Source organism: Streptomyces sp. NPDC002788, assembly GCF_053592115.1.
The window spans coordinates 158,793-179,025 of record NZ_JBSFVB010000018.1; the positions used below are offsets into that span (position 1 = coordinate 158,793).

A 20,233-nucleotide genomic window follows, 5' to 3' on the forward strand; every position below is an offset into this window, starting at 1 on the left:
GTGCCGTGTGGAGGGGGTTTCGGGGGTCTGAGCAGGGCGACTCCCCCGCCTCCCCGAAACAGTGTTTTCGCTGATCAACGCGGGGGAGGCGGCCCGGGGAGGGGGTTGGGGAGTTCTCCCCGCCTCCCCGGGCCAGACGGCCGTTCCTCCCCGCTACTCGGAGGCGGAAGCGGAACCGTTGTCGTCTCGGTTGGCGAGCGCCCGCAGGACGTGATCGCGGTGGACGACCATGACCCCGTGGGACTTCTTCGGCTCCTCGCCGTGCTCCTCCAGCAGCCGCTTCAGCCGGTCGTTGGTCCACTGGTCGCCGTACGCCTTGGCGTCCAGCGCGTGCAGCCGCTTCAACACCTCATTGGTCCGCAGCCGCGGGGCGTCACCGAGGACGGCGGCGACGTCGGCGAGCGCGTCCCGCTCCTCGCCCTGGTCGACCACGCGCAGGGTGGCAACGCCGTCGCGCAGGGCCTTGGCCCGGCCGGCGACCTCCTTGGCCGGGTCGTCGTCGATGAAGTGGGTCCGCACCGTGATGGACGCCTGCCCGGCCGGGATCGTGATGCCGTCCGAGGCCACCACGAGGGTGCCCTTGTCCAGCCCCTGACGAAGCAGGTGCGGGGCGGCGCCGCCGTCCACGGCCTTGTCGCCCAGTGCCATCCGGGCCTGCGACTCCGTGCCCAGCACGAGAGAGGCGCGGGTGTGGGCACCCTCGCGCACGAGCTTGGGAAGGTTCTGGTCGGTGGGGTCCTGAGTGCCCTGCCACATCAGCACGTCGACCGCTCGGCCCTGGTTGTGAATCTTGCGGACGGCCATGAAGTACCGGGACGTGGCCTTGGAGCCGCCGTAGGGCCGCTTGTCCTCGCCCACGACCGGACACATGAACGCCAACTGCGCCTCGTCCACCAGCACAATCAGCGGCTCGAACACGATGCTCGGGTCACGGCGGCGCTCCTCGATGCGCCGGTTCATCTCCTCCACCGCGTCCTCGACCATCTCGGTCGCCTGGATGACGTGCTCGTCGGACGGTCCCTCGATCAGCACCTGCGCGATGCCGTCGAACATGGCCCAGTCGCCGATGCCCTTGAGATCGGCGATCCAGAACTGCACCGAGCGGTCCAGGGCCAGCCACAGGGCGAGCGCGCGCAGGGCGGCGGTCTTGCCCTGGTTGGACAGGCCCGTGACGAGCAGGTGGCGCTGATACACGCTCAGCTCAGCGGCGTCCCCGCGCAGGTCCTGTCCCCACGGAGCCTTGCCCGTCTTGTAGCTCGCGGTCAGCGTCTCGTCGGTGACCAGCGGAGAGGGGCCGATCGGCTCATCCAGCGCCCCACTGTCGGCGATCCACAGCCGGACCGTGCGGGCCGCCTCCGGGATCGTGATGAACACCTCGTGCTCGTGCCGGGTCAGGTTCTCGGCAAGCTTGCGGCGCCGGTTCTGTACCTCGTTCGTGGCCACCCCGGAGGGGAGGGTCACGTCGACTTCCACGCCGCATCCGGCGATGCGGATCGGGCCGAGCATGCTCGCACCGGCGTCGCCCATCTCCTTGATGGCGTTGCGCAGTGCGGGCACTCCGAGGTCGCGCAGGGCCTTGACCACGATGGACGGCGTGATCGGCTCGCCCTCGGCGTTGCGGACGTTCGCGGGGAGTGCCCAGTTCGGGGCGGCCTGTTGCTTGCGGCCCACGGACCACAGGGCGAGCAGGGCCAGGAACGGGGTGATGGTGAGCGCTGGACCCCACACGATCTGCACGATCCGGATGAGCAGGGCGATGAAGTCGATGGTCGCCGTGAGGGGGGTGATGACGTCGGCGACGTGGCCGGTGTTGAGTGCCATGACGATGCCGAGGGCGACCAGGGTGCCGATGCTCATTCCGGCGCCGACGGCTACGCCCTTGGCGGCCTCCACGGGCGAGTGCAGCAGGTCCATGCGGCGGTGATGGCGGGCGGCGCGGAAGCGCGTCAGACGCTCTTCCCACTCTTCGGCGGCTTCCAGGTTCCCAGCGGCCTCCGCCGCACGGATCATCCGCTCGTAACGGGACCCGGTGCGGCCGTCCCAGGTGCGGCGGGCCACGATCCGGCCGCCGTTGAAGGTGTAGGACGCGTGCCGGGCCACCGCCCGTCCCGTCGATCGCGTGCGCTCGTGGGTGGCGGCGGTCTTGATGGCGCGTCCGGAGCGAACCCACAGCGGCACGAGCCGGGCGGGCGGCGGGTCAGGTACGACCGTGAGCACGGTGGGGGCGGTGTCGGGGGGCGGGGGGTCGGTGGGCTTGTGGAGGTGGACGACGTTCTCAGACATGCTGGAAGTTCTCCTGACTGCCCCCATAGGGGCGGGAGTGAGGGAGAGAGCCGGGGTGGTCGGGTCCGTGGAAAGAGCGGCCACCCCGGCGTGATGACTGGTCAGAACCAGCCGGACGACTTCTTGGCGGCCTTCGCGCGGGCGGCCTCGGTGATGAGCCTCTGCCGCTCACCGTGCAGGGCGGTCAGCTCCGCGTTCAGCCGCATCTCGGCCGCGCTGCCGGTCGCGTCCATGCGCTCCTCAGAACGGGTCGCGCTGCGGCCCCGGGCGACCTTGTAGGCGCCACCGGCCAGCGCGCGGGCCATCGCGCGGCGCTCACTGCCGTTCAGCGGCCACCACTCACCCCGGCGGACGGCTTCCAGCTTCTTCGTCGTCGCCTGGATCTCGCGGTCCAGGCGGCGGATGTCGGCGTTGCGCATGGGCAGGCACTCCTCAGGGAGTCGGCGGGTGGGGGTAGGCGCAGGGCACACAGGTGCCGAGTGAGGTGGGGATGACGTAGCCCGCATCGGTCCGGCAGGCGGGGCAGATGCGGCGGGCAGCGTTCGCTTTCGCCAGAGCCGCCCACCGGCCCGGGGTCATCGGCCGCACGGGCTTGGCGAGGTCGATGCGGTAGAGGTAGGCGACCAGCGGTCCCCGTCGGCGGCGCGGCCGTTCGAGCTGCGCGGCCACGCCCTGACCACCAGGCCGCAAGCCGCGCGCCCTCAGCTGGCGGCGGGTGGCGTAGCCGTCCGGGGCCAGGCGCCACCGGTAGACCGGTAGCGCGCTCATCAGGCGACGCGCTTCCAGGCGGCCCGTAGGCGGACCTCGGAGGCGGAGTGGCCGGCCGCGCGGAATCGCGCGGCCATCTCCCGGTAGGACAGGGGCGGGGTCTGGCTGTGACGGATCTCGTCGACCAGGACGTCAAGCACGTGGTCGGTGAGGGCGGGTGCGGCTTCCAGAGCGGGTGCTCCGGTCGGCTCGCTCGGGCCCCACACCGGCAGCTCCCAGCGGGCCGTGACGCCGGGTGTGACGGGGCTCGTCACGCTGGTCAGCGCCCTGCCGGTCTCCTCGCCCTGCCGAGCCGTCTCCAGCGTCGACCACGCGGAAGAGAGCGTCTGCGCGGTCTTCGCCTGGACGTGTGCGACGCGGGCACCGGCCGCCGTCACGGCCGTCAACCGAGTCTCCTCGGTGGACGCTTCCGCCCGCAGCCGGGCACGGGCCACGGCTGCCTCGTCGCGCGCTTCCTGCTGAATGCCGCGGATGGCGTCCAGCGCGTTCGGGGTGAGCGCGGTGCGTTCCCACATCGAGTGGACCAGCCACAGTGCCTTCGCCGCGATCGGGAGCCAGGCCACGGCCAGCCACGCGCCGGCGGACTCCTCGTTCAGCGCGTGGGCGACCAGGACGCCGGTTGCCACCGCGCCGAAGAACCAGCCGACAACGGTCACGGTGCGGTTGTGGTCGCCCTGCGCGGTAAGGCGGCGTTCGTAGGCGAGAGTGGCCAGCCAACCGCCGTCGATGCCGAGACCGACGACCACGGCCACCGGCCACGGCACCGCCGTGCCCAGCCACATCACGACCACGGCCAGGGTTAGCACCATGGACACGGCCGTCATCGCAACGGCCGGCAGAACAGTCTTGGCACTCACGCGGGGCCCCCTTCCTGATCGCGCACGTCCACGGCCGCGATCAGGACGACCGGCGTGCTGTCGTCGAAGGGCTTCTGGCTGTCCTCGATCCACGCCCACTCCGCACCGGGGACCACCTCGTAACCGAGGGCGGCCAGTGCCTCCCGGCGGTCTGCGCCGGTGGGCACCGGACCGGACTCCCATCGGACGGTGGGCCACTCGCTCTCGCCGTACACGACGACGTATAGGCGCCACGGCCCGCCGTCGCTCGACATCTGCGCGGTCAGCGTGCTCACAGCGCACCTCCCGCCGTGAGCAGCGCGGCGAGGACGAGCAGCGCCCCGCCGGTCAAAGTGAGGTCGACCGCGCGGCGCAGGCACGTGAACTTGACGACCGCGAGCCGGGAGAGTCCGGCGATGTCGGCGGCCAGGTCCCGCCCGGCGGCGTGCTGCGCGATCTCCTCGGTGGTGAGCGTTGCCCACAGCGGGAACCCGTGCCGCCCGCGCAGGTTCGGGCGAGTCGAGCGCAGCAGCAGACCAGCCGCCATGACCAGCAGCACCATCCCGCCCCCGCCTACCAGATAGGCGGAGGTGGTGAGGGGCAGGTCACGGGCGACCGTCCAGGCACCGGCCAGGACCGCGCCGACGAACGCCAGCAGCAGACCGGTCTTGGTGTCGGTCCGCGTGATCTCCGCCTTCACCTCAGCGTGCGCGGCAGTCAGGTTGCGGTCCGTGGCGCTCACGCAACACCCCCGGGCAGGCTCGCACCGGCCGCGCGATTGACCAGCGCGACCCGCGCGGCGAGCGCGCGGCGGCGGGCCCGACGGATGCGCCGGTTGTCCAGCTCGGTCGGCGTGCGGTCCAGAGTGATGATCTGCGCGTCGAGCAGCTCGACGTCTGCCAGGATGACGGGCATCTCCCGCTCGATCGCGTCCAGCTCAGCGGCCGTCGGCTCCATGAAGTCGGCGAACGCGGTAACAGCGTCCTGAACAGTAACGATGTGGTCCATTGGGTCTGGTTCCTCTCACACAGGAACGGCCCGAACAGCGGCCCCGGTGTTCCCGCACCGGGGCCGCGCGCCGTTGAAGTCGGAACATCCGGCTCCCCTCAGCGCTGCTCGTACGAGACGAGCAGCGGAGGCAACCGGCCGCAGCGAGGCTGCGGAGGCTGGTTCGTTCTGGTGCGTACGGGCGTAACCGCACGCGTCCGTCCTCTTGCTGGCGGGGGAGGGACGGCCTCCCAGGCACGCTGTTGAGTTCTCAAGCCGCAAGCGCTCACTTCGTACTCACCCCGCTTGAGCTGGGCTTTCCTCCGGGCACCACGCATGTACGGCAGAACCGTACGTGACACCCCATCCACCTTGTCTGGAGGAGTGCCTTGGCAAAAGGTTGCACGAGTCGAGCTTGGAGAGTCAAGCCCCCTGGTCTAACTTGTACGGAGGAGTCGGTGTAGAGGGGTTGTCTTGGCAGTACGACGCGGTATGACGAAAGCGCAGGAGATCGCCTATGACCTGCGCGAACAGATCCAGTCCGGCAGGCTGACGGCCGGTGAGGCCCTGCCCAGCGAATCCAAGATGATGAGTCAGTACGGCTACAGCCGCGAGACGATCCGTGCTGGCGTGCGCCTCTTGATTGAGGAAGGCCTGGTCGTCACCGGCCAGGGGCAGGGCAAGTACGTCCGCGAGGACTACCCGCCAGTCGTCTGGAACTGGACGACGCTTGAGAGCCGGAGTCGCCACGCGAACGCGGTCGAAGGACGGACAGCCGGCGACCAGTGGGCAAGCGTGATCGCGGAGAACGGCAACGCTCCACGCCAGGACATCACGGTGTCCATCGTGGAACCCCCGCCGCACGTCCGGGAACGTCTACAGCTCCCCGAAGACGGCCTTGCCGTGGCGCGCAAGCGTGTCCGGTACATAGACAACCGGCCCTATGCCCTCGCCGATTCGTACTTTCCTCAGGAAATCGTGGTCGGTACGCCCCTGATGGAGCCTCGAGATGTCTCCGCACCCGGCGGCATTCTCGCCTCTGTGGGGCTCGTGCAGGCCAAGTACGTGGACGAAATCTCAGTCCGCATGCCGACTCACCAGGAATCGGAGCAACTTGGCCTTCCAGCAGCTACTCCAGTCGCAGAACACACCCGAACAGGCTATGACGCGGACGATCGCCCCCTCCGCTGCATGGTCACCATCCTCCCCGGAGACAGGCACAAGATCCTCTATGAAGTCAGCACGGACTGAGTACCTCCGCCCGGCAGCGGCGGAGGACGTTCCCGCCCTCATGGCTCTTCGAGTAGAGGCGGAACGGTGGCTACGCACCAAGGGAACCGATCAGTGGAGTGACCCGGAGACAGGTGAACGCGCCATCGCGAAATGGCGCGCCAGCATAGATGAAGGGCGGGCATGGGTCGTTGTCGGTGAGGGCGAGACGGTACTAGCGACCGTCAGCCGTGGGCCCGTTGACCGGGATTTCTGGACGGACACCGACCGTCCCGAATCGGCGCTTTACCTGTACAAGTTGATGGTCGCGCGCGAGGCGTCCGGTAGACACCTAGGAACGCGTGTCATCGACTGGATGTCGCGCCTCGCAGCACTGGAAGGGCGAACCTGGGTGCGCATCGACACGTGGCGGACGAACACTGGACTGCACTCCTACTACGAACGGTTGGGGTTCCAGCACGTACGCACCGAGGCGCCAGCCCACAGGCGTTCGGGGTGGCTCGCTCAACGGCGGGCCGGCGAGATGGCCTTGCCGCATGACCCCTTGCGTGTTGGCTCCCACGAGGATGCAGCAGTGCAACGTGACCTGCCGCATCAGAGGGTGGATGCGTCTAGCGAAGACTTGACCAACTGATGCGGGACGCACCTAGCAACGCCCGTAGACGCCAGCGTCTCCCTGAGTAGCCATGACGTACGTGGGAGGCGGCTACTGACTGCGGGCGGAAGACGGGATGGGAGCGGGGGCGGATGGTGGGAACAGAACAGACAGGAGGTGGCGGCCCAACTGGCCCGCCACCCGGGCATAAGGGTTGACGCTTCATTAGCCTGGTTGCCTGAACAGGAACTCGAAGGGACTTACTTGGCGCCCACCATGAACCACGCACTCAGAAATTTCCAACGCTCTCCCGGAAAGGGCGGTGACAAAGTCTTTGGAATCAGGCCATGTAGCACTCAGTTGGCGCCCAAAGGCTAGCCCTACTACGGCGGCAGCGCCCGCTTCCTTAAGCGCATGCGCGGCACTTGCCATAGAGCCCCCCGTCGTGAATGTGTCGTCGAACAAGAGGACTCGTTTGCCATGGACCGCTGAGCTAGCACTGAATAGACCGGGCACAATTTTTTCCCGGCGCCCTCCAGCCTTCGAGGCGTCATTCTTCACCAGGGCGCCCGCTGTCCACTCCGATGAGAAGTCTTGAACAGAGTCGATGACGGCTTCTAAGTGTCCGACACCCCCTCGGGTAGAGGAATGCGAAGGCATTGCGATCAACAGATCGAAACTCCCGCCGTAGTAGGCTTCAATGCATGCTCGGTGAGCTTTCAGAAATTCACACAGAAGCGACCCTAGGGGCAGGCGAAGCCATTCGTATCCAGCTTCATTCTTGGCGTACCAAAGGATTCCTTCCAAGCCACTCTCTAGCGAGTAGCAAATGGGGACAAATCCATCAAGTACGGACGAGTACTTCTGTCGGCAGTTGTAGCAGCGCGCGTACGGCGTCCCTTGCGGCCCAATGCGTGTGGGAGCTCGACAGAGAGAACACGTGCCGACATCCTCAGTCTTGACTGATGGCGCGACATTCTGATCGCGCAGCCACCGGACCCAGCCGCCAGTACTCCCAATGCGGCCACTGGGACATAAGAAACGACGGTACTCGCGGTAGGACAACCTCAACCCCCTGCGTCAGCCAAGCCCCCTTGAGAGGCTAATCCCACTGGAGGGCAGCAGGCAATCACCCAGCGTCAAGTGGAAGCTGCACGTGCAACGGAGGTTGCTCTGTGCGGACATGGTCACTCAGCAATTCGAGCATTTGTTCGGTATTGCTGACAGCGGTGGCGCGTTGGGTCGCAATCATTTTTTGCGCCCATGGTTGTTGGTCCACCAGAGACTTGAGTAGCAAGACATGCCTACCCTGCTCGGCGGCAACGCGCGCCTGCATCTTGGCGCCCGAGGTGCTTGAGGCTTCGATTACGACGCTGCCGAGACTCATCGCGGAAGTGACATGGTTCCTGCGCGGAAAGGTGTCACGCCCGGGAGGCCGTGAGGGCCAAAACTGGGAGACAATGACGCCCCGCGCGGAAATCTCCTCAGCCAGTTCCGCGTTCTCCTTCGGATAGCAGCGAGTGATGCCTGTTCCAATTACAGCGATGGTTCGGCGATCGAAATGCAGTGCTGTGCGATGTGCCTCGGTGTCGACGCCGCGGGCCAAGCCTGAGGTGATCGTGTACCCAGCTTCGCCGAGTTCCCGTGAAACTCTGCGAGCACGCGACAGTCCGAGGTCTGAGGCGTCGCGAGTCCCAACTACGGCAACAGAGTGCGCATCCGCGTCATGGTCGAGCTTCCCTCGATAGAACAGGAATGGGGGAAGGTCAGGGACTGAGCGCAGGTTCTCCGGGTATTCCGCATCCAATACGGTGACTAGATGGGCACCGACCTTTGCGGCCTTCTCTAGCTCGTCCTCAACTCGAGAGAAATGGTCACTGAGGGTACCGTCGAGAAGCCCTCGGCGGAGAACAGGAAGCGCCTTACGAGCCGCATCGGATTCTTCTACGATGAACCCGTCGCACAAACTATCAAGATGGCCCCTCAGCGCACATCGGGCTAGCAGTGACCAATCGACGCTCTTCCCCTCAACGCGGAGTGAGCAAAGCGCCAGCAGGCGCATTCGTGCTTCATCGATCATCTCTGTCTCCTTCTACTCAAAGATCACTGTTCGAAGGATCGATTCCTAAAGTCTAGAGGCTAAGTACGTCCCGCTGCTAGACATACGCGCAGTGAGAACGGGATTTTGCCTGTGATACTGCGGGTGACCTGCGCTGACTGCTCAAGAGTGAATCACTCGAACGTGGCCCACCATCCTGGCCCAGGCGGCCCTGACAGCGTGACACTGATCCCTGTTCGCTCCTGCCGCGGCCGTGCAGATAGGCGATCCCAAGCGCCCAGCCGCGGTGCCGCAACCTGCGGCTCCCGCCTGCCGCGGGTACCGGCCCGATGAAGCCGCCGCCGGCCTCTTGGTGGCAACCTCTCTTTAGCCTCGCGCTTTCGCGAGTGGGTTTGTCCGGGTCTTGATCAAATAAATGGAGAGTGCTGCTGACCTGCAACGATGGGACTTGTCGAGGGTCCTGTCAGCTGCAAGGAAAGAAGCACTCTCCAGGTGAAGAAGAGTAGCGGGTCGTACCCGCGTGTCCGTGTCGAGGGCGGGGGCCGTGGGGTGGTCTCGCAGGCCGGGTCGGTGCTGCTGGTCGAGACGGTCCGCAAGTCCGGCCTGGACGCCGCAATATCGGCGGGACTCACGCCGTGGCGCAAGCCGCGGGCCGTGCACGATCTGGGCAAGGTCCTGCTGGATGTGGCCCTGGCCGTCGCACTCGGCGGCGACTGCCTGGCCGACATCGGCATGCTGCGGGCCGAGCCGGGCGTGTTCGGCCCGATGGCTTCCGATCCGACGGTCTCCCGGTTGATCGACACCCTCGCCGCTTCGGGCGAGAAGGCGCTGACCGCGATCCGCGCCGCACGTTCCGAAGTCCGCAAAAGAGTCTGGGAGTTGGCCGGCGAGCAGGCTCCGGATGCCGGCGGGCAGGTGATCGTGGACCTGGACGGGGTCCTGGTCGTCGCGCACTCGGACAAGCAGGACGCCGCCCCGACTTGGAAGAAGACCTACGGCCACCACCCGCTCATGGGGTTCGTCGACCACGGCCCCGGAGGAACCGGAGAACCCGTCGCGGCTCTCCTGCGCCCAGGCAACGCGGGCTCGAACACGGCCGCCGACCACATCACCGCCACCCGCCTCGCCCTCGCTCAACTGCCGGGGAAGTACCGGCGAGGGCGGCGGACGCTGATCCGCTGCGACTCCGGTGGCGGCACCCATGAATTCGTGGCCTGGCTCGCCCAGCGCGGACGATGGCTGTCCTACTCGGTCGGCATGGTGATCACCGAGGCCGTCCACCAGCACGTCCTGAAGATCCCCGCATCGGCCTGGACACCGGCCGTCGAGACAAGCGGCGAAGTCCGTGACGGGGCCTGGGTCGCCGAACTCACCGGTGACCTACTCGACGGATGGGCGAAGGGCATGCGGTTGATCGTCCGCAAGGAACGGCCTCACCCCGGAGCCCAGTTGAGAATCACGGACGCCGACGGCATGCGGATCACCTGCTTCGCCACCAACACCCCCGACCGGCCGATCGCCGAACTCGAACTCCGTCACCGGCTGCGGGCCCGCGCGGAGGACCGCATCCGGGCCGCACGTTCGACCGGCCTGCGGAACCTCCCCTTGCACGACACCGCGCAGAACAGGGTCTGGCTGGAGATAGTGCAGATCGCTCTCGACCTGCTGGCCTGGATGCCCGTGCTCGCCCTGACCGGCAGAGCTCGCCTCTGGGAACCGCGCCGCCTGCGGCTCCGCCTGTTCTCCGCGGCCGGTCAGCTCGTCACCACCGGCCGGCGCCGCATCCTCCGCCTCGCCCACCACTGGCCCTGGACCCGCGAGATCACAGACGCCCTCGAACGGCTTGCACTCCTGCCGAACCCCGGCTGACCGGCGGACTCGCCTGTCCCTACGAGAAGAGGATCCAGCCCGGAGCAGTGGAACCCGGCGTCCACCCGAGACGACACCCGGGCCTTCGACCTGCCCGACCTCAGCCATCGACAACGAAATGGGCCGCCGACTTCGTCGACGGCCCATCAAGAAAGATCGAGGTTAGGGCTTGTGGGGACCAACAGGCCAACGATTGGCGACAGTCACCGTTTTCAGCAGGTCAGATGGCTGTGGATGCGTGCGCACAACGGCTCTTGAGAGCTCTACCTGACCTGGCGCACACACGGGTCACTTGAGTCTTTCCTCATGTAGGCGGCGTGCCGTAAGCACGAGGAGACGCCTGAGCTTCTCTCTGTTCTCGCCGTAGGTCTTCAGGGCGTGGCAGTTCGGGCAGAGAGCGATCATGTTCCAGGGGACATCGGGCCCGCCCTTGGCCAGGTCCTTGACGTGGTCCACCTGCAGGATGGGCAGCCCGGCGGTGGTTCGCTCGGTGGGGTGGCCGGAACACTCAGGGTTTTCGCACCTGTTCTGGCAGCGTTTGATGACCGCTGCTCTCGCGCTGGGGTCGCGGAGGTACTTGTCGGCCAGTGTGGGCTTCTTCATCTGGCCCCGGCGCTCGGCGTTCGCTTCCGCCTTCTGCGCCAGGCGCCTGTACGCATCCTCGTCGCTCTCCCTCGTGCCGGAGGCTTCAGGATCGACGTCGATAGGGCTGTAGTCGCCCGTATCGTCGTGCAGTTCGCCTGTGTCGGTGTCAAGTGCTTCGAGAACCTCTAGGGGCCAGGTCTCGCGCTCTGGGGATGGGACGGGGGCCAGTACCCAGAGAAACTCTCGGCGCGGACGTTTGTCAGCTCCGACGCCCCAGCGCAGCCGGCGTCGCACGATCACGGCCCACGTTTCGAAGCTCCACTGTCCTTGGAACGGTTTGTGCCAGTAGCGCAGTGGGCGGCCAGCGGTCTGGTGCTCGGCCATGAGCTCGTTGCCGTCGGTGAGCTTTTGATCGCCGGAGAGCCCGTCGCCGACGTAGGCGATCCAGTTTGTATCCGGGATGCGTCCGTCGGCGTAGGGCCCCTTGTCGTCCGAGAAGACGCTCAGGATGCCGTCGGCAAGGCAGCCGATCTCTGCCATCTTCTGGCCGCCGTAGGCACGCCAGATGGCATCTCGGTCTTGGAATGTCTCCCCAAGCAGAGGCCGCAGAGCATCCGGCCATCTGCCGGCGAGTAGGTTGTGCAGGCCGAAGTCTTCCAGCAGGTCTGCTGGAAGGGGATGGAAGTAGCGGAGGATCAGTCCTGCTGCTGCTGATGCCGCGGCATCAGGGTGCGAGCGGAGCAGGTTGTAGTCGTCTTCGCGCAGACCACCAGCGGGGTTGACTTCGTTCAGGGATTCAAGGGTGGGGCGGCGCCCTCGACTGGTCAGGGCGAGTTCGTGTCCCTGCTCAACGGTCCAGAGTTCATCGCGGACGAGGGCCCAAAACGGATAACGTGCCCCGTCCACGCCGTCTTCGACCTGGCCATACTTCTCCATCAGGGGCGCGACAGCATCACGGGTTGCCAACCATGGCTGCAGGCGGGGTGCCCCAGCCACGGTCTGCCCGATCGCCCAGAGGAGGAGAACGGGCCGATGTAGGGCGGGGCCCGACGCACGCCGCGCTGGCCGGACGTCTCCCACCCGCCGGTGGAAGGTCTTGGGGGGCTCTACGACGGTGAAGCCCTCCCTCTTGAGCCAAGCCACGGCATGCTTGAGGCCCCCACTGAGCTCTGAGGGCTTGAGTGGTGTTCCGAAGTCGTACCGGTGAGCGACTCCAGCTATGGCCTTCGAGTCGTACAGGTTTCCCTCGTGCTCGAGGAGGTAGGTAGCTGCGGCGCGGTAGCCGTAGGTGTCCCGGAACGCCTCGGGGCCTAGTCGGTCGTGCTCTGCAATCGCCTGCAGGATGCCTGCACGAGTGATCTCAGAAGGTGCCATGGGCGACACCGTAGATCAGGGCACTGACAGTGGAGTCGGCTCTGTCCTGCCCACTGGACAGGCTGCGAGGCCAAGATGGTCTGCATCTTTCGCCAGCATTCGCCACCCCTGAACCACGGCTTGCGCTACTGGCGCGCCAGTTAAGTTGCGGAGGGTCCGATGCCCTCTCTCCCCGAACGCCCGCCGTATCGGGCGGGTCCCAACACCGTTGGGAACGCTAAGAGATGGGAGATCGGATCAGATGGAGGGATCGACTCGGCGGACACGGTGCCGCAGGCGAAGCCAGTTACCGGACTGGGTTCAACTTGCAGCCCTGATCCTCACTACGGTCACTGCCATCGCGGGGTGCATCGAGCGCTTTGTGTGATGCACCAGAGGTGGTCCGGCAGGTTGGTTGGGTGGTAGGCGAGCCCGACCGGTATCTACTCGGCCGGACCCGCCCGTAACCGCGCATGTGAGCCTGGCTTCGGGGTGTCGCCCGGAGCCAGGCCACCATGCGTCGTGTCGAGCCTCTCGGCTCTATGACGAGGAAACCGCAAGTCACTGGGAGCATCAAGCCTCTGAGCCCCGATTCATGATCGAAATCGTGGCGGAACCCATGGTGAAGCGTGGCGTACAAGGGTGGCGCGCTGCATTGCTGACGTAGATCATTTAGAAGTGCCTGGTGAGCGTCCTGCGTGGGGTGGCGAAAGCTGGCGAATAGTGCCGGTCGCCGACCCGCAGGTCGGGAAAGGCTGCCGTTGGCGGCTCAAGCTGGTGCACCGCTCACGTGAAGCGTGGAGCACGGTTCCTCTGGCGTTCCCGGTGACATCTAGGCCCTTCCGCTGGGTGCGTGATGGGCCTTGATTCCCCCAGGCGTTCCCCACGGCAGGTCTTGGGCGGTTGAGTCGCCTGGTCAGAAGCATGAGAGCCAGCCCGCTGTAAAGCTGCTCGCTCGGTCCGCGGCCAGCTCTCATGGCAGGTCTTCGGTTGCTGGTTTTCGGGTTTCGATGAGCTGCTCTCGGCCTCGATGCGACCATCCTCGGATGGACGCATCGGTGCTCAGTGCGCTGGTAGGGCTGGTTGGTGTAGGAGCTGGTGCTGGCGCTACGTTCGGCGGGGTCGTGTATCAGCAACGACATGGCGCCCGGGAAGCAAGGGCCGCGAGGCTGCGGGGCGAAGCGGTTGCAGCAGCAGAAAAGATCCTGGGCGAGCTGCTGGCTATACAACACAGCCTGCGACTGGGCTCGTACGGTGCGGCGGAGGAGGAGCAGCGCGACTACCGGAGGGCCTTGCAGCAGCACCATGCAACGATCCAGTTGCACTCGCAGTGGCTGCCCGATGCCGAACTCAGGTCCCGACTCACTGTCAACGCCTTGTACACGCAGGTCGGGCCGGTCGGCGATTCCCGTAGCGACGTCGAGCGGCGCGGGCATGGAATGGCTCTGTGCGCGGACAGTATTGCCTGCCTCGGCGCCTTTCTACGTTCTGAGGCTCTTCCTGTGCGGGATGCCTACGTCGATCAGATACTTGGCCGCTGGCCTGAGGGGCGGGAGCTACACACGTTCATCGTCTCAGGTCCCCCCGTGGAGAGTGATGAGACTCGGGCTTCTTCTACTTAGCGCAACTGGAGGTAGCGTCCCCGCGTTGGTGTGCCGCAGGTTGCTTGGCCCAACGATCGCAATAGGAAGAGCCAGGTGCGCGGACTCCGGGGTGCTCGCGTGGGTGCAGCTTCGATCCCCAAGGCCCCTCTACTGCCTGGCCATCAAGCGTCGTGGGGTGGGCGTGGGGTGCAACGGTTGATCTACGGCGTCTTGACTGGCAGAGGACGGTGAGCCGCGCGGTCTGTAAATCTGCCGGCTCAGCCTTCCCAGGTTCGAATCCTGGCGCCGCCACACTGGGGAAGACCCCCTCTTATCTGCGGAGACGCAGATAAGAGGGGGTCTTTCGTGTAGGGGTCCCTCACAAGGCAGGGTGATGTGTCTCACTCGCCGCGGCGTGCCCGACCGGCGCCACCGCACCGGCCGGGACGACTCCGCTACGGCGCCGCGATGTAGCTGACCTGGCGTCCGGGCAGGCCTCCGCGAGGGGTGAGGGACGCGCGTTCCTCGGTGTCCGCGGTGAGGCTCCAGCAGAGTTTCACCGCCGTCCACTCGATGATGTAGCGGCACGTGGCCTTGGTGTTGGGGGGCAGCCACTGGGCCGGATTCTGATCGGCCTTGCTGCGGTGCGCCGCGGCGGAGACAGCCATCAGGCTGCGTGGGTCCGCGAGGTAGTGGGCGGAGGCCTGGCGGCGGAGGCCGTCCGCTGGGAAACCCCTGAGTCCCACGCCTCGGGCAGCGGCACCATGTGGTCGACATCCATGGCCGCGGCCGACGTGACCTCGCGGGCGTCGTGGTAGGAGCCCAGGTGCCGCTCTTCAGCTTGCAGTCAGGGCCGGTGGCCGGACGCTCGATCGCCTCGGCGATCAGCAGCCCGTCGCGGGTGAAGCACCCGTCGCCTCGCCCTCGACCTGGGCAAGGAGCCCGTCGCGGTTTCGGGCTGGGCGCCGGCGTTCCCGGCAGTGACATTCCTGCGCGCCGATGACGTCCCGGGCATCGCGCGCAGATGCAGGTGCTCGCACCCGAGCCGCAGGCCGTGCGCCGGTTGCCGGCGGAACTGAGGGACTTCGAGGAGGAGAACCGGTACCTGATCGAGAAGATCACCGCCATCGCCATCGCCGTCCGCTACGACGTCGGCGAGGACCACGAGCTGCTCGGCCGGCGCCTGCAGGACGTGCAAGCTGGGTCGCCTCTTTGAGCAGATGCACGGCGGCCGAGGGCTGCTGCTCGACCAGACCGGCGGCCGGCTGCCGTCGGCGGGCTGGACGGGCCGGATCGACCATGTCGTCGACGTCAGTGAGGAACTCGACGTGCCCGCGCTGCCGCTGCGCCCGGACGGCACCTGGTATGGGTCGGCGAGGACTGGCAGGAACCGCTCGACCGGCTGCCGCGGTGGTTCGGCCCTGCGCGCGACCGATCGGGCGCGGCGCCGGCGGACCAGTGAGCGGTGGGCCGCACCGGTCGGGGGTGTGAGCGTGCACTCCCTTTCCCGACCGGTGCGGCGGTGGCGCGCGCCCTGCGCGAACCGCAAACCGCAGGGTCACACCGGCAGGAGGACGACGGCCGCCGCGAGGCAGCAGGGGCATCGGCCCTGTCGCCGTGCGATGCCGCCAACCAGGTAGCCGAGGCCCAGCACAGCGCGTGCCAGTCGAAGTCGTCCGCGATCAGCGCGGCGGCGGGCACTCCGCGGGCGACGCCGACACCGAGCGAGGCGCTCATCAACGCCGTGGCGGAACCGAGCCGTTGGCGGGCAGTTCGTCGCGCATGACGCTGATGCCGAGCGGGAGCACGCCGGATGCGAGGCCCTGCGGTGCCCGTACGACGATCACTTGGGAGAGCGAAGCGCTGAACGCGGCGGTCACCGAGCCGGCCACCAGCATGACGAGACTGACCGGCAGCATCCGGCGTTTGCCGTACATGTCGCCGAACTTGCCGATCCCACGATGGCGACGGCGGTGGCGCCGCTTCGAGGGCGGAGGACGGGCAGCGGCGCCCGGGGAGATGCGTGGCCGGGCCGCAGGCGCGGCACACTGGCCCCATGTCCTCCCGCCGCAGGATCTGCCCCGAGTGCCGCCGTGATATCGCCGTCGTCGCCGGGCGGTACGCGCGCCACGACCCGCCCGGCGCACGCGAACACGGCGAACTCACCTCATGCCCGGGCTCGCGCCGCCAGGCCCGCCCGGGTCCGGAACAGCCGTCCCTGGACGGCTACGCGGTCCCGGACTTCCCCGGCCAACTGCCCCTGTTCTAGGCGGGCCGGCCGTGCTTCCCGCCCGCCGGGTCCCTCAGTTCCCCGCCACCGACTTCACCGCTACGGACACCGGCGCCGACCCGCTGATCAGCTCCAGCATCAGTCCGGCGGTCGCCGGGGTGTCCACCAGCTCCGCGAGCACGGCGGCCACGTCGTCGCGCGGGATCGGGCCACGCCCGGTGTGCGCCTCCAGGCGTACCAGACCGGTGCCGGCGTCGTCCGTGAGCTGACCGGGGCGCAGGATCGTCCAGTCCAGGGCGTCCAGGCCGCGCACGTGAGCGTCCGCCTCGCCCTTGGCGCGCAGGTACACGTCGAAGATCTCGTCGCCCTGGTGCTGCGGGTCGGCGCCCATGGACGACACGACCACGAAACGCCGTACACCCGCCTCGACCGCCGCGTTCGCGAAGAGGACCGCTGCGGCCTTGTCCACCGTGTCCTTGCGGGCCGCCCCGCTGCCCGGGCCCGCGCCCGCCGCGAAGACCGCCGCGTCGGCGCCCCGCAACCGCTGCGCGACCTCCTCCACGGACGCCGACTCCAGGTTGAGCACGACCGGTTCGGCACCCGCCTCCCGGAGATCGTCGGCCTGCTCGGCCTTGCGGATGATTCCCGCCACCTCGTCCCCGCGCGCGGCGAGCAGGCGCTCCAGCCGCAACGCGATCTGACCATGACCACCAGCGATGACAATGCGCATGCCTTCGACCGTACGCCCGGACAGCCGCGTCCGCCGCACGACTTGGGCCGCACCCCGGTGACCGGCGGCGTCCCCTACGACACCTCGCCGCGCCCCTGCCGCGGCAGGTCCAGCTCCACCGAGGCCGCCGAACTGCAGTACTCCCGCACCGCGCTGGTCCTCGCCACCACGCGCCCCCTGTGCACCACCACCCGGCTGTACGCCAGGGACAGCGCCCCCGCCAGCCGGTCCCCGCGCACCGCGAGAAGCTCGGCCGGGAAACCCGCCTCCACCCGCACCGCGGGCAGCCCCAGCACCGCCCGCGCCGAGGAACTCACCGCGTCGTACGCCTCCTCGGGCGACAACCCGTAGCGCGAGGCCAGCAGGTAGGCCGCCTCAAGCGGGTCGCCGCGCCCCACGGGGTTGGACACGTCCCGCAGCGCCCCGCTCCCGGCCGCCACCCGCACCCCGGCCGCCCGCAGCAACCGCACCGGAGCCGCGCCCCGCCGGTCCACCCCGCCGCAGCCGCCCTGCGGCAGGCACACGACCGCCACTCCGGCCGCCGCGAGCTGGTCGGCCGTCCGCGAGGCCACCTCGGACGGCAACCGGCCGAGATCCCCGCACGGGCTCAGGGTCACACCGGGGCGCAACCCGCCCGCCATGGCAGCGAGCCGGGCCAGCCGCGCCGGATCCCCGGCGTCCGTGTGCAGGTCGACGGGGCAGCCGTGCTCGGAGGCCACCTCCAGGACCGCCTCCACGTACCCCGTCGGATCCGGGTCGAGGTCCGGCCGGCCGCCCACCACCGAGGCGCCCATCTTCACCGCGTCCCGCAGCACCGCCAGCCCGTCCGCCCCGGCCACCCCCGTCAGCACCCGGGGCATCGCCACCGTCGTCAGCTCCGCCAGACCGCGCAGCGCCCGCCGTGCCTGCAGCACCGCCGCCAGCGCGCCCAGCCCCTTGACGTCCCCCACGCGCACGTGCGCCCGCGCCGCCGTCGCCCCGTGCCCGAGCTGGAGCAACGCGGCCTCGGTCGCCCGGCGCTGGACATCATGGGGCTCGTGGGAGACCGGCCCCTCGCCGTCGGCCGACAGGGCCGTGTCGGCGTGCGCGTGCGGCTCGGCCGGGGCGGGCAGCAGCAGATAGCCGCTGAGATCCACCCGCGCCCCGCACGCGCGCGTGCCGCTCGCCGCCAGACTGCCGGCCGTACCCACCGCCTCGATGCGCCCGCCGACCAGCCGTACGTCCACGGTCCGGCCGTCGGTGAGCCGCGCCCCGCACAGCAGCAGCGGCGACGGGTCGGCCGGACCCGGCGAGGACGACGGTGGAGGTGGCGGCTGCGGCCGGCTGTCGGGCATCACACTCCAGGGGCTCGGGCTGCGCGCGGGAGGACGCATGATCACGCAGAGTGAGACGAGCCTAGGACGGCCTCTGGCCCGTGTCGGGGAGGAGCGCAATAGTCGTACCGGTGTGGTCCGCCGCACGGAACGGGACGCACGGAACGGATGCACGGGACGGGACGCACGGAACATGGAGGCCCGCACGCGGCTGCCGGGAGGACGGTCCGGGCACACGGGGCGGGGCGGCGAAACGGATTTGGGCGAACGGCGGGCGACCGTGTAATGTCTTCATCGCTCGCCCCAATAGCTCAGTCGGCAGAGCGTCTCCATGGTAAGGAGAAGGTCAACGGTTCGATTCCGTTTTGGGGCTCTGGTGTGAGAGGTTCCCGCCGCAAGGCGGGGCCCGATCGCATCACAGCGGTGTAGCTCAGTCGGTAGAGCAAGCGGCTCATAATCGCTGTGTCACCGGTTCAAGTCCGGTCACCGCTACTGACAGTAGCCGATTGCGGGGTCGGTCCTTCAATCGGCTACTCTTTCCTGCGTTAATATCATCTATCCGTTCGTCAAGGAGCACTCACGTGGCTGCCACCGACGTCCGCCCGAAGATCACGCTGGCCTGCGTGGAGTGCAAGGAGCGGAACTACATCACCAAGAAGAACCGGCGTAACAACCCGGACCGTCTTGAGATGAAGAAGCACTGCCCGCGTTGCAACGCGCACACCGCGCACCGCGAAACGCGATAAATCAGGCTCGTACACGAGGCCGTTCCCGAGTGATCGGGGGCGGCCTCGCGTCGTTGAGTGACCCGTACCGTTCAGTAGCTCAACCAGGAGGTGCCGGGCCATGGCGCTCGACCAGTCCTTCGTGGGGCGGACGTACCCGCCCACCGAGCCCTACGAGGTGGGCCGGGAGAAGATCCGTGAGTTCGCCGAGGCGGTCGGGGACGCCAACCCGGTGTACACGGACGCGGAGGCCGCCAAGGCACTCGGCCACCCCGAGGTGATCGCCCCGCCGACCTTCGTCTTCTCGATCACCTTCAAGGCCGCCGGGCAGGTCGTCCAGGACCCGCAGCTCGGCCTGGACTACAGCCGTGTGGTGCACGGCGACCAGAAGTTCGTCTACCGCCGCCCGGTCCGCGCCGGCGACCGGCTGACGGTCACCTCCACCATCGAGGCGATCAAGTCCCTCGCGGGCAACGACATCCTGGACATCCGCGGCGAGGTCCACGACGAGGCCGGCGAGCACGTCGTGACCGCCTGGACCAAGCTCGTGGCCCGCGCGGCCGAGGAGGCGTGAGCGATCACATGACGGCGAAGATCTCCTACTCCGACGTCGAGGTCGGCACGGAACTGCCCGCGCAGACCTTCCCCGTGACCCGCGCGACCCTCGTCCAGTACGCGGGCGCCTCCGGCGACTTCAACCCGATCCACTGGAACGAGAAGTTCGCCAAGGAGGTCGGCCTGCCGGACGTCATCGCGCACGGCATGTTCACCATGGCCGAGGCGATCCGCGTGGTCACCGACTGGACCGGCGACCCGGGCGCGGTCGTCGAGTACGGCGTCCGCTTCACCAAGCCGGTCGTCGTGCCCAACGACGACAAGGGTGCCGAGATCCAGGTCAGCGCCAAGGTCGCGGCCAAGCTCGACGACAACACGGTCCGCGTGGACCTCACCGCGACCAGCGCCGGGCAGAAGGTGCTGGGCATGTCGCGGGCGGTCGTCCGGCTGGCTTAGGGGTCCTTGCACTATGAGCGTCCGATCAGGTCGCGTGGTCTGGCGCCTTGCGATGCACGGCACCAGACCACGCGAC

General features: G+C 68.0%; 20 protein-coding genes, 2 tRNA genes and 2 pseudogenes. 10 read left to right on the forward strand and 14 right to left on the reverse strand.

Features of this window, described 5'->3' with window-relative positions:
• Positions 1–153: 153 nt before the first annotated feature.
• The 7 genes from ACWD1U_RS29685 to ACWD1U_RS29715 all read right to left on the reverse strand — a co-directional run bounded on the left by ACWD1U_RS29685 (position 154) and on the right by ACWD1U_RS29715 (position 4,895).
• Complete coding sequence (locus ACWD1U_RS29685) at positions 154–2,283, reverse strand: FtsK/SpoIIIE domain-containing protein (RefSeq protein WP_451112092.1); 2,130 nt, start codon at positions 2,281–2,283, stop codon at positions 154–156.
• A 101-nt stretch (positions 2,284–2,384) separates the two neighbouring features.
• On the reverse strand, positions 2,385–2,702 hold the full coding sequence (locus ACWD1U_RS29690; protein WP_451112093.1) for a hypothetical protein: 318 nt from the start codon (positions 2,700–2,702) through the stop codon (positions 2,385–2,387).
• 13 nt (positions 2,703–2,715) lie between these two features.
• Positions 2,716–3,051 carry an RRQRL motif-containing zinc-binding protein gene (locus tag ACWD1U_RS29695; protein WP_451112095.1) on the reverse strand — a complete coding sequence of 112 codons (336 nt, stop codon included), beginning with the start codon at positions 3,049–3,051 and terminating at the stop codon, positions 2,716–2,718.
• The gene (locus ACWD1U_RS29700; RefSeq protein WP_451112097.1) at positions 3,051–3,908 is read right to left on the reverse strand and encodes a protein spdB; all 858 of its coding nucleotides are present in this window, start codon (positions 3,906–3,908) and stop codon (positions 3,051–3,053) included. The genes ACWD1U_RS29695 and ACWD1U_RS29700 overlap by 1 nt, the downstream gene beginning before the upstream one ends.
• On the reverse strand, positions 3,905–4,183 hold the full coding sequence (locus ACWD1U_RS29705) for a DUF6303 family protein (protein ID WP_451112099.1): 279 nt from the start codon (positions 4,181–4,183) through the stop codon (positions 3,905–3,907). Before ACWD1U_RS29705 ends, ACWD1U_RS29700 begins: the two co-directional genes overlap by 4 nt.
• Complete coding sequence (locus ACWD1U_RS29710) at positions 4,180–4,629, reverse strand: Pycsar system effector family protein (protein WP_451112101.1); 450 nt, start codon at positions 4,627–4,629, stop codon at positions 4,180–4,182. The genes ACWD1U_RS29705 and ACWD1U_RS29710 overlap by 4 nt, the downstream gene beginning before the upstream one ends.
• Positions 4,626–4,895: a DUF6284 family protein gene (locus ACWD1U_RS29715; protein ID WP_451112102.1), complete on the reverse strand. Its 270-nt coding sequence runs from the start codon at positions 4,893–4,895 to the stop codon at positions 4,626–4,628. Before ACWD1U_RS29715 ends, ACWD1U_RS29710 begins: the two co-directional genes overlap by 4 nt.
• 471 nt (positions 4,896–5,366) lie before the next feature.
• Here ACWD1U_RS29715 and ACWD1U_RS29720 point away from each other — a divergent pair, with 471 nt between their 5' ends.
• Positions 5,367–6,125, forward strand: coding sequence for a GntR family transcriptional regulator (locus ACWD1U_RS29720; RefSeq protein WP_451112104.1), 759 nt, complete (start codon positions 5,367–5,369; stop codon positions 6,123–6,125).
• Between the two features lie 40 nt (positions 6,126–6,165).
• On the forward strand, positions 6,166–6,738 hold the full coding sequence (locus ACWD1U_RS29725; protein ID WP_451112106.1) for a GNAT family N-acetyltransferase: 573 nt from the start codon (positions 6,166–6,168) through the stop codon (positions 6,736–6,738).
• A gap of 186 nt (positions 6,739–6,924) precedes the next feature.
• Here the strand turns inward: ACWD1U_RS29725 and ACWD1U_RS29730 are convergent, their stop codons facing one another.
• Together ACWD1U_RS29730 and ACWD1U_RS29735 are read right to left on the reverse strand one after the other, a co-directional pair.
• The gene (locus tag ACWD1U_RS29730) at positions 6,925–7,359 is read right to left on the reverse strand and encodes a phosphoribosyltransferase family protein (RefSeq protein WP_451112138.1); all 435 of its coding nucleotides are present in this window, start codon (positions 7,357–7,359) and stop codon (positions 6,925–6,927) included.
• A 469-nt stretch (positions 7,360–7,828) separates the two neighbouring features.
• Complete coding sequence (locus ACWD1U_RS29735) at positions 7,829–8,779, reverse strand: DNA-processing protein DprA (protein ID WP_451112108.1); 951 nt, start codon at positions 8,777–8,779, stop codon at positions 7,829–7,831.
• Positions 8,780–9,250: 471 nt separating this feature from the next.
• Here ACWD1U_RS29735 and ACWD1U_RS29740 point away from each other — a divergent pair, with 471 nt between their 5' ends.
• Positions 9,251–10,627: an IS1380 family transposase gene (locus ACWD1U_RS29740; protein ID WP_451112110.1), complete on the forward strand. Its 1,377-nt coding sequence runs from the start codon at positions 9,251–9,253 to the stop codon at positions 10,625–10,627.
• 288 nt (positions 10,628–10,915) lie between these two features.
• Here the strand turns inward: ACWD1U_RS29740 and ACWD1U_RS29745 are convergent, their stop codons facing one another.
• Together ACWD1U_RS29745 and ACWD1U_RS29750 are read right to left on the reverse strand one after the other, a co-directional pair.
• On the reverse strand, positions 10,916–12,586 hold the full coding sequence (locus ACWD1U_RS29745) for an HNH endonuclease signature motif containing protein (RefSeq protein WP_451112111.1): 1,671 nt from the start codon (positions 12,584–12,586) through the stop codon (positions 10,916–10,918).
• A gap of 2,017 nt (positions 12,587–14,603) precedes the next feature.
• Complete coding sequence (locus tag ACWD1U_RS29750; protein WP_451112113.1) at positions 14,604–14,894, reverse strand: hypothetical protein; 291 nt, start codon at positions 14,892–14,894, stop codon at positions 14,604–14,606.
• Positions 14,895–15,163: 269 nt separating this feature from the next.
• Between ACWD1U_RS29750 and ACWD1U_RS29755 the strand changes: the two are divergent.
• Positions 15,164–15,610, forward strand: a pseudogene (locus ACWD1U_RS29755) (aromatic-ring hydroxylase C-terminal domain-containing protein); the annotation flags it as partial.
• 176 nt (positions 15,611–15,786) lie between these two features.
• Here ACWD1U_RS29755 and ACWD1U_RS29760 read toward each other — a convergent pair.
• Positions 15,787–16,103, reverse strand: a pseudogene (locus ACWD1U_RS29760) (MFS transporter); the annotation flags it as partial.
• 101 nt (positions 16,104–16,204) lie between these two features.
• Here ACWD1U_RS29760 and ACWD1U_RS29765 point away from each other — a divergent pair.
• A complete protein-coding gene (locus ACWD1U_RS29765; RefSeq protein ID WP_451112115.1) occupies positions 16,205–16,417 on the forward strand; it encodes a hypothetical protein in 213 nt (70 codons plus the stop codon).
• 34 nt (positions 16,418–16,451) lie between these two features.
• Here the strand turns inward: ACWD1U_RS29765 and ACWD1U_RS29770 are convergent, their stop codons facing one another.
• Complete coding sequence (locus tag ACWD1U_RS29770) at positions 16,452–17,108, reverse strand: NAD(P)H-binding protein (protein WP_451112117.1); 657 nt, start codon at positions 17,106–17,108, stop codon at positions 16,452–16,454.
• 74 nt (positions 17,109–17,182) lie between these two features.
• Positions 17,183–18,442 (reverse strand): amidohydrolase family protein, encoded by a 1,260-nt coding sequence (locus ACWD1U_RS29775; protein ID WP_451112118.1) that lies wholly within the window; start codon positions 18,440–18,442, stop codon positions 17,183–17,185.
• Between the two features lie 279 nt (positions 18,443–18,721).
• Here ACWD1U_RS29775 and ACWD1U_RS29780 point away from each other — a divergent pair.
• From ACWD1U_RS29780 to ACWD1U_RS29800, 5 genes are all read left to right on the forward strand, one after another.
• Positions 18,722–18,794: transfer RNA gene (locus ACWD1U_RS29780), tRNA-Thr, on the forward strand.
• Positions 18,795–18,840: 46 nt separating this feature from the next.
• Positions 18,841–18,913, forward strand: a tRNA-Met gene (locus ACWD1U_RS29785).
• 89 nt (positions 18,914–19,002) lie between these two features.
• Positions 19,003–19,167 carry a 50S ribosomal protein L33 gene (rpmG, locus tag ACWD1U_RS29790; RefSeq protein ID WP_003948671.1) on the forward strand — a complete coding sequence of 55 codons (165 nt, stop codon included), beginning with the start codon at positions 19,003–19,005 and terminating at the stop codon, positions 19,165–19,167.
• Between the two features lie 100 nt (positions 19,168–19,267).
• Positions 19,268–19,720 carry an FAS1-like dehydratase domain-containing protein gene (locus ACWD1U_RS29795; RefSeq protein ID WP_451112119.1) on the forward strand — a complete coding sequence of 151 codons (453 nt, stop codon included), beginning with the start codon at positions 19,268–19,270 and terminating at the stop codon, positions 19,718–19,720.
• An 8-nt stretch (positions 19,721–19,728) separates the two neighbouring features.
• Positions 19,729–20,157 (forward strand): MaoC family dehydratase, encoded by a 429-nt coding sequence (locus ACWD1U_RS29800; protein WP_451112139.1) that lies wholly within the window; start codon positions 19,729–19,731, stop codon positions 20,155–20,157.
• Positions 20,158–20,233 lie beyond the last annotated feature (76 nt).

Excerpts from the sequence above, each read along its gene's own strand:
- ACWD1U_RS29685 (WP_451112092.1), bottom strand. The coding sequence starts at position 2,283 with ATGTCTGAGAACGTCGTCCACCTCCACAAGCCCACCGACCCCCCGCCC.
- ACWD1U_RS29690 (WP_451112093.1), bottom strand. The coding sequence starts at position 2,702 with ATGCGCAACGCCGACATCCGCCGCCTGGACCGCGAGATCCAGGCGACG.
- ACWD1U_RS29695 (WP_451112095.1), bottom strand. The coding sequence starts at position 3,051 with ATGAGCGCGCTACCGGTCTACCGGTGGCGCCTGGCCCCGGACGGCTAC.
- ACWD1U_RS29715 (WP_451112102.1), bottom strand. The coding sequence starts at position 4,895 with ATGGACCACATCGTTACTGTTCAGGACGCTGTTACCGCGTTCGCCGAC.
- ACWD1U_RS29720 (WP_451112104.1), top strand. The coding sequence starts at position 5,367 with ATGACGAAAGCGCAGGAGATCGCCTATGACCTGCGCGAACAGATCCAG.
- ACWD1U_RS29725 (WP_451112106.1), top strand. The coding sequence starts at position 6,166 with ATGGCTCTTCGAGTAGAGGCGGAACGGTGGCTACGCACCAAGGGAACC.
- ACWD1U_RS29730 (WP_451112138.1), bottom strand. The coding sequence starts at position 7,359 with ATGCCTTCGCATTCCTCTACCCGAGGGGGTGTCGGACACTTAGAAGCC.
- ACWD1U_RS29735 (WP_451112108.1), bottom strand. The coding sequence starts at position 8,779 with ATGATCGATGAAGCACGAATGCGCCTGCTGGCGCTTTGCTCACTCCGC.
- ACWD1U_RS29745 (WP_451112111.1), bottom strand. The coding sequence starts at position 12,586 with ATGGCACCTTCTGAGATCACTCGTGCAGGCATCCTGCAGGCGATTGCA.
- ACWD1U_RS29765 (WP_451112115.1), top strand. The coding sequence starts at position 16,205 with ATGTCCTCCCGCCGCAGGATCTGCCCCGAGTGCCGCCGTGATATCGCC.
- ACWD1U_RS29770 (WP_451112117.1), bottom strand. The coding sequence starts at position 17,108 with ATGCGCATTGTCATCGCTGGTGGTCATGGTCAGATCGCGTTGCGGCTG.
- ACWD1U_RS29775 (WP_451112118.1), bottom strand. The coding sequence starts at position 18,442 with ATGCCCGACAGCCGGCCGCAGCCGCCACCTCCACCGTCGTCCTCGCCG.
- ACWD1U_RS29795 (WP_451112119.1), top strand. The coding sequence starts at position 19,268 with ATGGCGCTCGACCAGTCCTTCGTGGGGCGGACGTACCCGCCCACCGAG.
- ACWD1U_RS29800 (WP_451112139.1), top strand. The coding sequence starts at position 19,729 with ATGACGGCGAAGATCTCCTACTCCGACGTCGAGGTCGGCACGGAACTG.